This is a genomic window from Paenibacillus sp. FSL R7-0297 (genome assembly GCF_038009025.1).
GTDB lineage: Bacteria > Bacillota > Bacilli > Paenibacillales > Paenibacillaceae > Paenibacillus_AQ.
Window position 1 is genome coordinate 2307973 of sequence record NZ_JBBPAQ010000001.1, and the last position, 13540, is coordinate 2321512.

The 13540-nt window shown below is 52.0% G+C and carries 13 protein-coding genes; 8 read left to right on the plus strand and 5 right to left on the minus strand.

The window, feature by feature from the left end; all coding sequences use genetic code 11:
• Nucleotides 1-31 precede the first annotated feature (31 nt).
• The 5 genes from MKZ24_RS10185 to MKZ24_RS10205 all read left to right on the plus strand — a co-directional run bounded on the left by MKZ24_RS10185 (nt 32) and on the right by MKZ24_RS10205 (nt 3165).
• Complete coding sequence (locus MKZ24_RS10185; RefSeq protein WP_340782609.1) at nt 32-922, plus strand: glycoside hydrolase family 43 protein; 891 nt, start codon at nt 32-34, stop codon at nt 920-922.
• 135 nt (nt 923-1057) lie between these two features.
• Nucleotides 1058-1393 carry a hypothetical protein gene (locus MKZ24_RS10190; protein ID WP_340782613.1) on the plus strand — a complete coding sequence of 112 codons (336 nt, stop codon included), beginning with the start codon at nt 1058-1060 and terminating at the stop codon, nt 1391-1393.
• A complete protein-coding gene (locus MKZ24_RS10195; protein ID WP_340782615.1) occupies nt 1390-2067 on the plus strand; it encodes a hypothetical protein in 678 nt (225 codons plus the stop codon). Before MKZ24_RS10190 ends, MKZ24_RS10195 begins: the two co-directional genes overlap by 4 nt.
• A gap of 105 nt (nt 2068-2172) precedes the next feature.
• A complete protein-coding gene (locus MKZ24_RS10200; RefSeq protein ID WP_197072994.1) occupies nt 2173-2475 on the plus strand; it encodes a hypothetical protein in 303 nt (100 codons plus the stop codon).
• Nucleotides 2476-2496: 21 nt separating this feature from the next.
• Nucleotides 2497-3165 (plus strand): alpha/beta hydrolase, encoded by a 669-nt coding sequence (locus MKZ24_RS10205; protein ID WP_340782618.1) that lies wholly within the window; start codon nt 2497-2499, stop codon nt 3163-3165.
• Nucleotides 3166-3396: 231 nt separating this feature from the next.
• On the opposite strand, the gene MKZ24_RS10210 is transcribed toward MKZ24_RS10205, so the two are convergent.
• Nucleotides 3397-4413 carry a LacI family DNA-binding transcriptional regulator gene (locus tag MKZ24_RS10210; RefSeq protein ID WP_042239505.1) on the minus strand — a complete coding sequence of 339 codons (1017 nt, stop codon included), beginning with the start codon at nt 4411-4413 and terminating at the stop codon, nt 3397-3399.
• A 118-nt stretch (nt 4414-4531) separates the two neighbouring features.
• Here MKZ24_RS10210 and MKZ24_RS10215 point away from each other — a divergent pair, with 118 nt between their 5' ends.
• Nucleotides 4532-6232 carry an alpha amylase N-terminal ig-like domain-containing protein gene (locus MKZ24_RS10215; protein WP_042239503.1) on the plus strand — a complete coding sequence of 567 codons (1701 nt, stop codon included), beginning with the start codon at nt 4532-4534 and terminating at the stop codon, nt 6230-6232.
• A gap of 25 nt (nt 6233-6257) precedes the next feature.
• On the opposite strand, the gene MKZ24_RS10220 is transcribed toward MKZ24_RS10215, so the two are convergent.
• Nucleotides 6258-7373: a M23 family metallopeptidase gene (locus tag MKZ24_RS10220; RefSeq protein WP_340782622.1), complete on the minus strand. Its 1116-nt coding sequence runs from the start codon at nt 7371-7373 to the stop codon at nt 6258-6260.
• Between the two features lie 225 nt (nt 7374-7598).
• Here MKZ24_RS10220 and lipA point away from each other — a divergent pair, with 225 nt between their 5' ends.
• Nucleotides 7599-8504, plus strand: a complete 906-nt coding sequence (lipA, locus tag MKZ24_RS10225; protein WP_340782624.1) for a lipoyl synthase — start codon at nt 7599-7601, stop codon at nt 8502-8504.
• 426 nt (nt 8505-8930) lie between these two features.
• Entirely contained in the window at nt 8931-9659 is a 729-nt protein-coding gene (locus MKZ24_RS10230) for a YutD family protein (protein ID WP_340782627.1), read from the plus strand.
• Nucleotides 9660-9825: 166 nt separating this feature from the next.
• Here MKZ24_RS10230 and MKZ24_RS10235 read toward each other — a convergent pair whose 3' ends face one another.
• The 3 genes from MKZ24_RS10235 to MKZ24_RS10245 all read right to left on the minus strand — a co-directional run bounded on the left by MKZ24_RS10235 (nt 9826) and on the right by MKZ24_RS10245 (nt 13509).
• The gene (locus tag MKZ24_RS10235) at nt 9826-11277 is read right to left on the minus strand and encodes a S41 family peptidase (RefSeq protein ID WP_052416724.1); all 1452 of its coding nucleotides are present in this window, start codon (nt 11275-11277) and stop codon (nt 9826-9828) included.
• A 35-nt stretch (nt 11278-11312) separates the two neighbouring features.
• Nucleotides 11313-12494 (minus strand): copper amine oxidase N-terminal domain-containing protein, encoded by a 1182-nt coding sequence (locus MKZ24_RS10240; RefSeq protein WP_081956686.1) that lies wholly within the window; start codon nt 12492-12494, stop codon nt 11313-11315.
• A 217-nt stretch (nt 12495-12711) separates the two neighbouring features.
• Complete coding sequence (locus tag MKZ24_RS10245; protein ID WP_042239496.1) at nt 12712-13509, minus strand: NAD kinase; 798 nt, start codon at nt 13507-13509, stop codon at nt 12712-12714.
• Nucleotides 13510-13540 lie beyond the last annotated feature (31 nt).

Below are 13540 nucleotides of genomic sequence, written 5' to 3' on the forward strand. Positions count from 1 at the left end.
TGCAGGTTGCGGAGAAAGGAGGGAGGTTCGCTTGCGAGGAATTACGAACCCGATCGTGCCGGGCTGGTATGCAGACCCCGAAGCCAGGACCTATCAAGGCAGGCATTATATTTATGCCACCAGATCATTTACGGAATATACCCTTCAGATGAATCTGGATGCCTTCAGCTCCGGGGACCTGATCCATTGGAAGGTCCATGAGAGCATTATTGAAATGGATGATTTCCCCTGGATCTGGAGGGCGGTATGGGCTCCGACCCAGATTGAGCATAACGGCCGGTATTATCTTGTCTTTGCCTCGAACGATATCCAGAAGGACGGTGAAGCCGGCGGGCTGGAGATTGCCGTTGCGGATGCTCCCGAAGGCCCCTACAGGGGGTACCTCCACAGGCCGCTGATCGGCAAGTTTATTCACGGTGCCCAGCCCATTGACGCTCATCTGTTCAAGGATGATGACGGTGCAATCTATCTGTATTACGGGGGCTGGGGACATTGCAACATGGCCCGGATGAATGAGCAAATGACGGGCTTTGTCCCTTTCCCGGACGGACAAATGATCTGCTCTATTACCCCGCCGGGTTATGTGGAAGGACCGTGCATGATCAAGAAGGACGGTCTATATTATCTGATGTGGTCGATGGGCGGGTGGACCAACGGGACCTACCGGGTAGCTTACGGCGTAAGCGATAATCCGCTGGGACCATTCGATAACAAAGGGACCATACTGGAGAGGCAGGAGCCTCTAGCGGAAGGTCCCGGCCATCACGGATATTTACATCTTCCTGACCGCGATGAATGGCTGATCGTCTATCACCGGAGGCTTATCGGAGACCCGGAGCCGGGCAACCGTATGTTATGCGTCGACAGAATGGAATTCGATGCCGATGGAATCAAGCCGGTAGTGATGACAGACAGGTGGTAAGTGCGACCGCTGCAGCTTGACGTGGGTATCCGCTTTGCGGACTATCTGCCGAATACGGCATAAACAGGGATACCTGCCCTATCCCGCTCATACACTACAGACAGCGCAGTTATGACTAATGGAGTGTGAGTCTGGTTGTCCTATGAAGCGATGGATGCAATCAACACAATTAAAACCATGAATACTGTAAAAGCTGTCAGCACGGAACGTCTGGCCGGAAGATACAGCTATCTGGAACGGGAAGGGCTGCTTCCGCTGCCGGTGCAGGGAGGGGTTACGCTTGTAGTGGAGCTGCGGCATGCGCAGTGGTCGGCGGAGTGTCTACGGCTGCTGCTTCGGCACTCCGGTTCTTCTGTCCGGCTGATTGCCGTTCCGATGACTGCTGAGTTTCCGCTGCAATGGTTGTCAGAGCAGTTCTCGGGGAGGCGAATCTGGTATTTCTCCCCTTTACCGCCGGGAATTATAGGGTGAATGAGGCCTTGGCTTATGCTGAGACCTCTTTTGTCGTTCTGCTGGAGGACCGTGTGATGGTGTCCCCCGGCTGGCTTGGGAATCTGCTATGGCCGCCTATTGATGATCCAGCGGTGGGCGTGGTGGCTCCGCGTTCCTCCAGTGAACGGGGAGAGGGGCAGGAACAGCTGCATTTTGCCGGATACTCTGAACTGTCAGCTTATGCAGCCCACATCCTGGACAAAAGGCAAGGGGAATGGAGGTATGCGGAGGTACTGGGCGGGTCCTGTCTGCTTATAGCAAGAGAGCTGCTGCTGAGGGTAGGAGGCTTCGATTCATCACTGGTGGAGCGCAGGCTGATCATTGCCGACTGGTGTCTGCGGGCCCGGATGCAGGGGGCAAGTCTTGCACTCAGTGATCCGGTATATGTGCATGTCCTTCACCCGCTTGAGGAAGGAACTGTGATTAACGCAGGCAATGCGTCCTTTGCACCGGGGGAGCGGGCATACCGCCGGAAATGGAATCTGCAGGGCAATCCTGCTGATGCGGATCTGCTCCAGATTCCCGGTGATCTGTCTGCTTGTCTGCCGGAGCCGGCAATTCCGCTGGCTCGGCATACGGCGGAGACGCCGCTTGTGACCACTGTTGTCTTTTTCGAAGAAAACTGGACGGCAGCGGATTCGCGTGAGCGGTAGCAGACGCTGCAGGAAGGCCAGAGCTACAGCAATATCCGCTGGGTGTGGGTCCGGGACAGCTGGAGCCAGTCTTTTCCCGAATTCCCGGTTCATGAGCGTGACGCTGTGATTACTGTGCATGGCGAGAAGCCCTGGCTGCACGCGCTGGAGAATATCTCGGCTCTCTATGGCAGCGAAGTCATTGTCTACTTATCTGCTTCTGCGGCATATGACAGCCGTTACATCGAGAAGCTGGTGGAAGTCCTGCAGCATAGCCAGGCGGATATTGTAGTCAGTGCGGACTATGCAGCTGGAGGGCTTCTTCCGCATTTCTCTCAGGATACCGGCCAAAATCCAAAAATAGCAGAACAGGGAGTAAACCTTGACTTCAGTTCAATTAAGGTTTATTTTTCTATAAATGGATATTGATAAGGTGTGAAATGAGGAAAAATGATGAATAGCTGCTTGTTTATACACGGCTTCACCGGAGGCGAATATGAGATTGCTCCACTGTCCCAGTTTCTCGGAGCACATGATTGCCTGTCCAGAACGTTTACGTTACAAGGACACGGGGGCAGCCGGAGTGATCTGCTCCAGTCGGACCGCCAGGGTTGGCGGCAAAGCGCCGAGGATGAGCTGAGTACATTGCTTACCCGGACAGAGGGCGTACATCTGATAGGTTTTTCTACTGGCGCTCTGATTGCTTCCCACCTATCGGTTCAATATAAGGCCAGAATCAAATCACTGACTTTGCTGTCCACCCCTGTGTTTCCGCTGAATCCGGTCCAGATCCTGCGGACGCTGGGGCAGCCGGTGATGATCAGGAATTACATCCGTAAATGGGGCTCCACTCCCGCGAAGGCCACAAGAGAATTTCAGCGTCTGGTCCGCGAGAGCTTTGAGATCTATCCGCAGATGGATCTGCCAACCCTGATTGTGCAGGGCAAGCGGGATCATCTGGTGAAATTCAAAAGTGCAGGTTATCTGGAGCAGACCATCCCCTCCGGCCGCAAGCAGGTGCTGATTATGGAAAAGAGCGGGCATATGGTCTGCCACAGCGAGGAGAGCCCGGCGATGATGAGGGAAGTGCTGCAGTTCATCCGCAGCTCCGGTCATTAATTCAGGGATGATAAACGGACAAGCTGAAGAGCCCCTTTCACAATTCAGTGGTAGGGGCTCTTCGGCATGCAGTTTCTATTGTATGATTTCACATTGACATTGCCTGTAGCGCGTGTTAATTTCAATTTAAGGAAACCGGTTTCCCGTGAGTGGGGCCGGGATAGTCCACCAAGTCCAGTCCGGGTTATTCATTCGGACGAATTGCCTCATTTAATCTATTCAGTCCGCAGACTACTTACTGCTTCGCAGGGAAGACAACCTGGGAAGCAGCACTGGCTCCAGCAGCTGTCCGCTCACGGTAGTGATCTGGGTGCCAAGCTTGTCCATTAATAACCGTCCTGCAGAGACCCCCAGCTGGAAGGTATCCATATTGAGTGAAGTTAGCGGAGGTGTGGTATAGGGTGACAGCGGATATTCATCGAATGTGGCAATACCCAGCTGCGCCGGAATCTGAACATTCAATTCCCTGGCAGCCTGAAGCACTCCAAAAGCAGAAAAGTTACTCATGCAGACAATAGCATCGGGCGGTTCTGCGCTTTGCAGCAGCTGCATAGCCGCGTCATAGCCATCCTCCTCAGCCGCTCTGCCATTGATAATCCTGTCGCTGCGCACCGGAAGTCCCGCCTGCCGGAGTGTGGCCCTATAACCGGCAATACGGCGGAGGAACAGAGGCTCGTTCTGTTCTCCGCCAATAAAGGCAACAGAGGAATACCCCTGCTCCAGCAGATGCCCAGTCAGCACAGTTCCTCCAAGCTCATTGTCACAATCGACCCATGTCCCGGGAGGATTAATCTCACCGATCGAGATATAGGGGAACTCCAGCCTGTTAAGCTCTGCGCATAGCTCAGGAGTCAGGACTGAAGTGTTGGCAATGATACCGTCCACCCGCTTATTCAGCACCAGTCTATGCAGGAAATGCCCCTCAGCCTGATCATGCTGAATATTGGCAATGGTCAGCTCATATTTCAGAGGTCCGATGACGCTCTCCACCCCGCCGATAATGTTATAGAAGAATTGATTCAGAAATTCGCTTTCCTTAGACATATCGATCAATATTGCGACCGTATTACTGCTTTGTCTGGCAAGTCCGGTGGCAATACTGCTGGGAGTATAGTTCATCTGTTTAATAATATCCCTGACCCGGGTTTTCGTTTCCTCGGATATTTTGGGAGAGTCATTCATTACCTTGGATACGGTGGATTTGGCAACCCCTGCCGCCTGGGCGATATCCTTAATCGTAACTTTCATAGCGATCCCTCTCGGTCATAACGGTATTTGTAATCCATGACAGTGAACTCGTTCTACCTGCCATAATAACACAGATTGTGCAAGCTACTCTATGCAGTACCAAAGGAGAATGAACCTAATGTCCAAGCATTTATTTCTTTACCATACAGCCGAAGACCCTTTCGCTTTCCCTGTAGGTCCTGGCACCCTTAAATTGCGTTTATTTGTGCAGAGCGGACAGTCGCTCAATTGTACCGTTATCCATTCCGACCGCTACGATTCACCTGGCAGCGAGCTTCCGCAGGAGATGGAGCGGACCGGTTCTGCCGGGGCATATGACATTCATGAGGCGGTACTCCGGACGGAGACCGGCAAATGCCGGTATCAGTTCCATATCAAGAATTCCACAGGGGAAAATGTATGGTATGGAGAGAGGGGAATATCTGAGAACCGTGAGCAGGCAGGGGCTTTTCAATATGCATATATTCACCGTCCGCAGGCAACCCTGCTGCCTTCCTGGACAGCAGATGCGATTGTTTATCAGATTTATCCCAGCAGCTTCAACCAGGGGACATTACAAGGCATTGCGGACAAAATCCCCTATTTGCACGGGCTGGGTGTGACCGCCATTTATATGACACCGATCTTCGAATCGCCTTCTGAGCATAAATACAATACATCGGATTATTACAAGGTGGACCCGGGCTTTGGTACGATGGAGGATCTGATAATGCTGGTTGATACAGCACACCGACACGGGATGAAGGTTCTGCTCGATGCGGTATTCAATCATGCCGGGGATACGTTCTTTGCCTTCAGGGATGTGTTGGAGCGTGGAGAGGCATCCCCGTATAAAGACTGGTTCTATATCCGTTCTTTCCCTGTACGCCAGGCGCCGGTTCCTAGCTACGAGACCTTCGCCAAAGCGGAAGCCAGCATGCCGAAGCTGAATATGGATCATCCGGATGTAGCCGACTATATGATAGAGGTAGCCAAGTATTGGGTACGGGAGGCGGGAATCGACGGCTGGAGGCTGGATGTGGCCAATGAAGTGACCCCGGCCTTCTGGCCGAGGTTCCGCCGGGAATTGAAGGCCGAGTTCCCCGAGCTCCTGCTGATTGGTGAGATTATGCATGCTTCCGGACCATGGCTCCGGGGAGACCAGTTCGACGGCGGGATGAACTACGTGCTGCGGGATGCGGTGCTGGAGTTTTTTGCCGGACAATCTGCGGGCCCGGTCCGCTTTATGGAGCAGGTGCTGCACCAGGAAGCTCTCTACAATGATCAGGCTAATTCAGCCATGTTCCAGCTGCTGGGCAGTCATGACACCTTACGTTTTCTGACTGCCTGCAAGCAGGGAGGCAGGGGCTGGGACCGGGAATCCACAAGCTTAAGCCGGATGAAGCTGGCTGTATTTTTCCAGATGACCTATATCGGTCTGCCTATGATTTATTACGGCGATGAAGTTGGAATGGAAGGGGCTACGGATCCCCACTGCCGGCAGCCGATGGTCTGGGAAGCTCAGGATCAGAATATCCTGCTGCAGGAATGGTACAAACAGCTGATCTCTTTGCGAAAAGAACATGAAGTGCTGCGGACAGGCGGATTCCGCCCGTGGTTTACAGACGAACCCCGCAATGTTCTAGGTTATGTGCGGCGCAGTGAACAGGACCGGATGGGCCTTATAATCAATAATTCTCCAAATGCGTACCAGCTTGAGCTGTGTAATTACCGCTCGGACAAAACCGTGCTGGTTGATCTGTTGAGTGGACTCACCATCCGCACCGATAAGCGGATACTGGTGGAGATTGAGCCGTTTGGCTGTCTGATGCTGTACTAAATGAAGATCTGTATGAAGCAGAGGCTCATTTCTTATTTTTGCTTTTTTTGAGCTGCCGGAATTCCTGATTCTCCCACTGTTTGAGCAGCGGATAGGGATCGAAGGCCCATTCGGTTATTCCGCGGTCACGGTAGATCCCGTAATGCAGATGGGGCGGGAATTTGCCCTGGGTGCCTGGACTGCCGTATCCGGAGCTGCCTACCCAGCCGATGGTCTGGCCCGGAATCACAATATCTCCCCGGGATAAGGACTTCTCATAACCCATCAAATGAGCGTAATAATGGTAGCGGTTCTCGATATCCCTGATGCCGATCCGCCAGCCACCGTAACGGTTCCAGCCCTTGGTCTCCACCACTCCGAAGCAGGTGCTGCGGACGGTCAAGCCATGCGGTGCGAACAAATCCGTTCCTTCGTGGATGCGCGCCCCGCCCCAGCTCCGTCCAGTTCCCCAGGTGCTGCGGTAGGCGTAGTTCGTACCTATCGGCAGCGGGAAGGCGCTGCCTGACAAGTCAAGCCGCCCGAAATGCTCATACAGCTTGGCGAACTGGGCTATCCGCTGAGCCGCACGGCCGTTATGGTAGTACTCCCAGACACCGATGCTGAAGTCGCTGGCCGATCTGCCGTACTTAAGCAGATGCTCTGCCATGCTATAGAGTACATCAATATCATTCCCGGGATCGGCAATGCCATCTCCCGTGCCGTCACGGCCGAAGCCGCCGAAGAAGGTGATGGATTCCGGGAACTTATCCTCCTGATTAGGGTTCAGGGGGCCGGACCATACGGGTGCAGGGATGGAGATCCCGGTGAGCCGGGCCGGAGCTGCTGCGGGGTCTGCTTCTGACACCGCAGGGCTTTTATTCTTTTTGGCGACAGAGCGTTCATATTGATCAATCGCAGCGAACCGGAACCAGGGAATTCCGGTTGCAGCACTCATCTGTTCATAGAGCACTTTGCGGGCAGCAGCGGCGGCTTCTTTGCTGTCTCCGGCTACGGGACCGCTAGACGTCAGCTCCGGCAGCTTATGATAACGGGCAGCGTGGGCGGGGGTACTCATAGCAGGGCTGCTGCCCCAGAGCAAGGCGGCTGCCGACATGCATATAAGGGTTCTCCGGGTGTTATAACTTCTGAATAGGGCAGGCATAATCTCAACCTCCTGTGTTCCGGACGCTTAGTCATCTATAACATCCTCATGAAATGGCACCTTGCAGGTGCTTTTCTTTAGATTGAAGCAAAAGCGTTATTTTTATCCGTTACCTCCCAAAGGTTCACAAAAACAGGCAAACGACTATTCCACATGCTATAATATGAGGCAGCAACTTTTAACTATGAAAAATGACATTCAGATCGAAAGCGGGGTTTCATCATTTTGACTAATAGAACAGCCAAACAGCCCAAGCCAGACTGGATCAAAATCAAGTTAACCACCGGTGAAGATTATCAGGAAATTAAGGGCATGATGCGTTCCAAGACGTTACATACCGTATGTGAAGAAGCGCGCTGTCCTAATATTTATGATTGCTGGGCTAACCGTACGGCAACCTTCATGATTCTGGGTGATATTTGCACACGGGCTTGCCGTTTCTGCGCTGTAAATACAGGATTACCGACTGAACTCGATCTGCTCGAACCCGAACGTGTGGCTGAAGCTGCAGAAGGGATGATGCTTAAGCATTGTGTGGTTACCAGTGTAGCCCGCGATGACCTTAAGGATGGGGGGGCGCAGATTTTTGCCGAGACGGTGGCCGCGATTCGTAAGCGTCTTCCTCTGTGCAGCGTAGAGGTGCTGATTCCCGATTTCCTGGGAGACCGCGGGAGTCTGGAGATCGTGATGAACAGTAATCCGGATATTCTGAATCACAACATCGAGACCGTGGAACGCATGTCGGACCGTGTCCGGGCCAGAGCCAAATACCGCCGTTCCCTGGAGCTGCTGCGCCGTGCGAAGGAGATTAAGCCGGATATTCCAACGAAATCGAGCATTATGCTTGGTGTCGGCGAGGAGTGGGACGAAATTCTGCAGGCGATGGATGACCTGAGAGCAGTAGATTGTGATATATTGACATTAGGACAATACCTTCAGCCTTCACCGAAACATCTGAATGTGGAGAAGTATTACCCGCCGGAAGAATTCGCTATGCTGAAGGAAGAGGGAATGAAGCGCGGCTTCAGCCATGTGGAGGCGGGTCCGCTGGTGCGCAGCTCCTATCATGCGCATGATCAGGTGAAGTCTGCTGCGGTTGCGCGTGAGGCGCGTTCGGTTTCCCAGGGTTAAGTGGGGCCTTTGGTTTATCTCGTGCTTTATCTTGTGTGCTTTCTATAATGTTTAGTCTTTACCAAAATTTGCTGTGCAAATTTGCCTCGTGACGGAGTCACAGGGGATAGGTTTTTGTTTTAAGGTCTAAGCTTTAAGCCTTTTATTTTTTAGTTTAGTGTTGTAATAAAGGGGCAAAGAACCGATGTTGCGATAGCGACGAGGTTCTGGGGTTTGCGGTTACCCACCCCCTCACGTTGATGGAGTCATGGAGAGGGATTTTGAAATTGTAGGAGCGATAGCGTCCGCCTTTGTTGGCTGATTTCAACCGCCCAGCGGTTTGAAATGAAGAAATCAGACAACAACAGCGGCCGGAAATTCAAAATCCCGCGGAATGACGGCTTATCAACGCCTCAACCCTCTCATAGAAAGGCAGGCGACACACGCTTGATCGTTATAGGTGGAAAAGGTTACGAGCTCATGCTCGATCATAAGGACGGCTGGAACCCGGAAGCATTTCGCGGTAGATACAGCGAGGTGCTGGATCGCTACGATTATATTATCGGCGACTGGGGGTACAGCCAATTGCGTCTGAAAGGCTTCTACCGGGATAATCACCCCAAGGTGAACCGGGATACGGCTATTTCAGGCATGGTGGATTATATTAATGAATACTGTAATTTTGGCTGTGCGTATTTTGTACTGCACAAGCTGAAGGAGGCTCCGCAGGAGGGAACCTTCAAGGATATTCTGATAAAGGAAGTTCCTGAACCGGGAACGGAGGAAGAACTGGAGCAGGAGGCTGCCGAGCCGGCAGGGAATGTGAAAGATCACCGCGAATCCCCGTCTAAGGCAGGGAACCGGGATAAGGATAACGCAGGCGGTTCAGGCCGGGAGCATGCTGCCAAAGACAGACCTGTGCGTGAGCACCAGAGCCGGAATCACCGCAACAAGGAGCAAGGCAAGAAGAACCATAAAGAGTTCCAGGGCAGAGGCCAGCAGCAGGGGAATCAGGGTGGCAATCAAGGTAACTCAAATAAGCAGAACAAAGAAAACAGAGAGAACAGTCCCAACAGACAGAACAACCAGAGCAAGCAGGATAACCAGAATAATCAAAACAATCAAAACAAACAGGATCACCAGAGCAGCCAGAATCCGAATAACAGCCAAGGGTAGGCAACGCTTGTTCCCGGTGCGGGTATTCTCCAGGTTTTCTCCGTTGTTTCGGTGCATTTCCCGGCAGTGTCGCTTAGACGCTACTGATAACTGAAAGAGTCCCTTCAGCCATATGGCTGGAGGGACTCTTTCGATGTTAGTGCTGTATTTTAGCTATGAAATCCAATTATTTAACCGATAATTTCAGCTGATTCTGGGCAGCGTTGTAGCTCCACGTAAGCAGCGGGAACTTCTTCTTGAAGGCACCCAGCTCGATGAAGGTTTCGCCGTCCTGGTATAGCGCCTCTTTGGCGGCCAGGGTGAATCCGGAGCTTTTGCCGGCTCCAGTCGTAATCAGCACCTTCTTGTTCTTCGCGTCCCAGGTTACTTCACTCTCTACAAGCGCGGACAGTACGCGGGAGGAGGCATAGACTTTATCCCCCTGCTTGATCAGACCGACATTTCCGGCAAAAGCAGCACCGTCGATATCGAGAATATGATTGTCACCGGAGGCTGTGATTCCGGTCAGTCCGGCGATTTGCAGAGCGGTGATCAGCTGGGCCGTTTTGCCCTTGATCTCAATATCAGGAGCGAGTCCGATGTGATTGAAATCCTCTTTGCTTGGAGTCAGATACTTCATCGTTGTCAGCTTCAGCTCGCCGCCGTCCGACATAGGAATCAGACTCTGAATCCGCGCCTTGCCGTACGAACGGGTACCGACGATTGTAGCCAGTTTGTTGTCGCGGAGTGCCCCGGTCAAAGCTTCGGAAGCACTGGCGGTGTATTCATTGGTCAGTACAACAACGGGAACACCGATTTTGCTGCCGCTTGTGATCGTTACAGGTGTCAGTACGCCGCTCTGATCGGAGGTGTACATCATAATACCGGCATCCATAAACTTGGCGGCAATGTTCTGGGCGCTATCCATGTAGCCGCCTGTATTGTCACGCAGATCGAGCACCAGTGACTTCATTCCGGCTGCCCGCATTTTATCCAGCGCTGTGGAGAACTCTTCGTCAGCGGTCTGTGTGAAGCCGTTGATGGCAATATAGGCAACCTTGGACCCGATAATTGTGCCGGTAACGGATGTTGTGGTAATTTCACTGCGGGTAACGCTGTAGGATTTGCTAACGCCGTTCCGCTGGATCAGCAGAGAGACCTTCGTGCCAGACGCGCCGGCAAGCTCATCGCCTGCCGTATCATCTACCCGTACACCGTTGATCTTAAGAATGGTATCCCCGCGTTTCAAACCGGCTTTCTCTGCGGGGGAACCGCTCATCACCTCTTCAATGTAGAGTTCTTTGGGCGTATATACGAGCCGGACGCCGATGCCGACATATTCCAGATCAACCGCATGGCCGAAGTCCGCAGCTTCCGCCTGATCGAAATATTGGCTGTAGGGATCATCCAGCGTACTTACCATGCCGTCAATCGCACCACGGATAAGCGTATCCTGATCAATACCCTCCACATTGTAGTACTCAAGATACTCCATAATTTCATTGATGATATCCGTTTTGGAGGATTGCACAGCTTCAGTGGAAGCAGCAGCGTCTGCGGCCGAAGCGGCAGGAGCCCAGGCGATGGATAAAGCCAAGCAGCCGCTGAGGGCTGCAGTAAGGATTCTGGCTGATTTCATAAGTTCATACATCCTTTTGATATATTTTTGAAATGCTAGGATTGCGCACTATCAAAGCTGATGTGATAAGTGTCGTCAATGGTCCATGCGCCGCTTTCCGATTTGCTCAGAATGAAGATGAGGGACTGGGTGTAGCTCTCTCCCGATTCACCGTCTTTAATAGAGACTTCCGTGTAGACGGCAGCTTCGTCGGCCCCATAATAGTAGATATTCGCATTCGTCAGCGAGTAGCTGAGATCATAGGAATCGAACAGATCCTGCAGATCGGCTGCACTGGCAGCGTCATATTCCTCACCGTAAGAGGTCATTAGTGCCTGGGTTCCATCAACATTCTGGGTAGTCATATTCTGATAATATTTGCTGAGATTATCCTTGATTACTGTGGCGTCATTCTGTGGAAGCACCGCCTGCTTCATGCCTTGTTCACGTGTAAGCAGCACTGTGGATTCCTGTACCTCCATTCCGGAGATTTTCCAGGACCCGTCCTTACGGACCAGTGTGTACAAATATTCGAACTGCTCATCCGGGATATAATATCCGCCAGTTCTAACCGAGCTTTCGACAGTGTAGACAGTAGCCTCGTCTCCGGCAAGACTCAGAATCTTAAGGCTTTTAATAGTATTCTTGAGGTCGTACAGCTCGAACAGGGAATTCATATCCGTTACAGATTCCATATTGTCGGATTCGGAATCTACCAGGGAGTAGAAGCTGATGGCTTTTTCTTCATTATAATATTTATTGGATAATTGAATGAGTGCTGTAATATCCTTCTCATCGCTGGAGGAGGATTGCGGTACGGTAATTTTCACGCTCCGGCTGGCTGAATCCCAGACGGCTGTTCCGCCGGTGGCTTCAGCTATGAAACGCAGCGGTATGTAAGTTGTACCTGCCGAAGAAACCGGAGCAACCGTAAGCTGCTTGACGGTACCGTTGACAGTAGCACGTTTGCTGCCGACCTTAAGGCTGATATTCAGGCCTGTCCCTGTCCCTGTAACAGTTCCAGTCTTGGAATCCCATAGCACCTGCAGCCCGAGCTTCTCGAATATAACCCGGAAAGGCACCAGCACCGTATTATCCTTCAGATAAGGGGTTCCGGCGGTGAAGGTAAGATTGCTGTTGTTTATGTAGACTTTGATAGGTTTCTCTGCTGCAAAGGCGGGAACGGCCAGTACGAGGGCCAGCAGGCTCACGCCAATGAGGGATAGTAGTTTTTTCAATAGATTCTCTCCTTTTAATTAGAAAACTTTGTAAAATAGGTTCATTATACCATCTGAAAATTCCCTCTGTCCATTTCTTGTGAACGATGCTCCGGAGGTAGTAGGACTCCGGACAGGCGGCATGATAAAGCCGGAGAGGCGGGGCATCTCCGGCTGTAAGAGCAATGGATAGCAGACGTATCATTTGGTTCGGATATCCTTCTATTCCCCAGAAATTCTACACTAGAAACGCTTCACGGACACGGTTCCAGAAAGGGAAAGGGCGGTACCGGGCAAAACTGATTTTTTTGTCGGACACCTGACAACGTACAGAGATCAGGTCATCCACAGGAATATTGTTATGGTCCACGGTCAGCAGCAGACGCTGATCCTTGCGCGAGAAAATATCGCAGTGATGATGCTTGGGCAGCAGCAGAGGTGAACCCATCGTGCGGAATACCCGGTTATTAATCGAAGCAATCTCCGAAATCTGCAGCGCCTCAATCGTGGGATGCACCATGGCGCCTCCCAGACTTTTGTTATAAGCGGTACTGCCGGAGGGGGTAGAGATGCAAATGCCGTCACCGCGGAACATTTCGAAGGTTACATCGTTAATATCAATCTGGATGACAACCGTTCCGTCTACGCCTTTAAGTGTGAATTCGTTCAGGGCAATATGCGAGCTTGAACCGGACTTCTTGTGAATTTCCAGTTCAAGGAGCGGATACTGCACCATACGTGGGTTATGCGGCCCAATATCTCCGCACATATAATCAATCAGGGTCGGCAGCTCTTCAGCTTGCCAGTCCGCATAGAAGCCCAGATGCCCGGTATGCACACCGACAAAAGCCAAATCTGGAATCTGGTCGATAAACGTATGGAAAGCATGCAGCATGGTGCCGTCCCCGCCGATCGATATCACAATTTCCGGTGACTTGGCATCCAGCTCCAAATCCCGCTCCGCCGCCAGCTTGTGAAATTGCTCCGCTAGTTGGATGGACAATTCATCTCCGCGGTCCAGAACATAATATCTCAAGATGTACAGGCTCCTTTGTATGATTCAGTCA

Excerpts from the sequence above, each read along its gene's own strand:
- MKZ24_RS10205 (WP_340782618.1), top strand. The coding sequence starts at position 2,497 with ATGATGAATAGCTGCTTGTTTATACACGGCTTCACCGGAGGCGAATAT.
- MKZ24_RS10210 (WP_042239505.1), bottom strand. The coding sequence starts at position 4,413 with ATGAAAGTTACGATTAAGGATATCGCCCAGGCGGCAGGGGTTGCCAAA.
- MKZ24_RS10215 (WP_042239503.1), top strand. The coding sequence starts at position 4,532 with ATGTCCAAGCATTTATTTCTTTACCATACAGCCGAAGACCCTTTCGCT.
- MKZ24_RS10220 (WP_340782622.1), bottom strand. The coding sequence starts at position 7,373 with ATGCCTGCCCTATTCAGAAGTTATAACACCCGGAGAACCCTTATATGC.
- MKZ24_RS10235 (WP_052416724.1), bottom strand. The coding sequence starts at position 11,277 with ATGAAATCAGCCAGAATCCTTACTGCAGCCCTCAGCGGCTGCTTGGCT.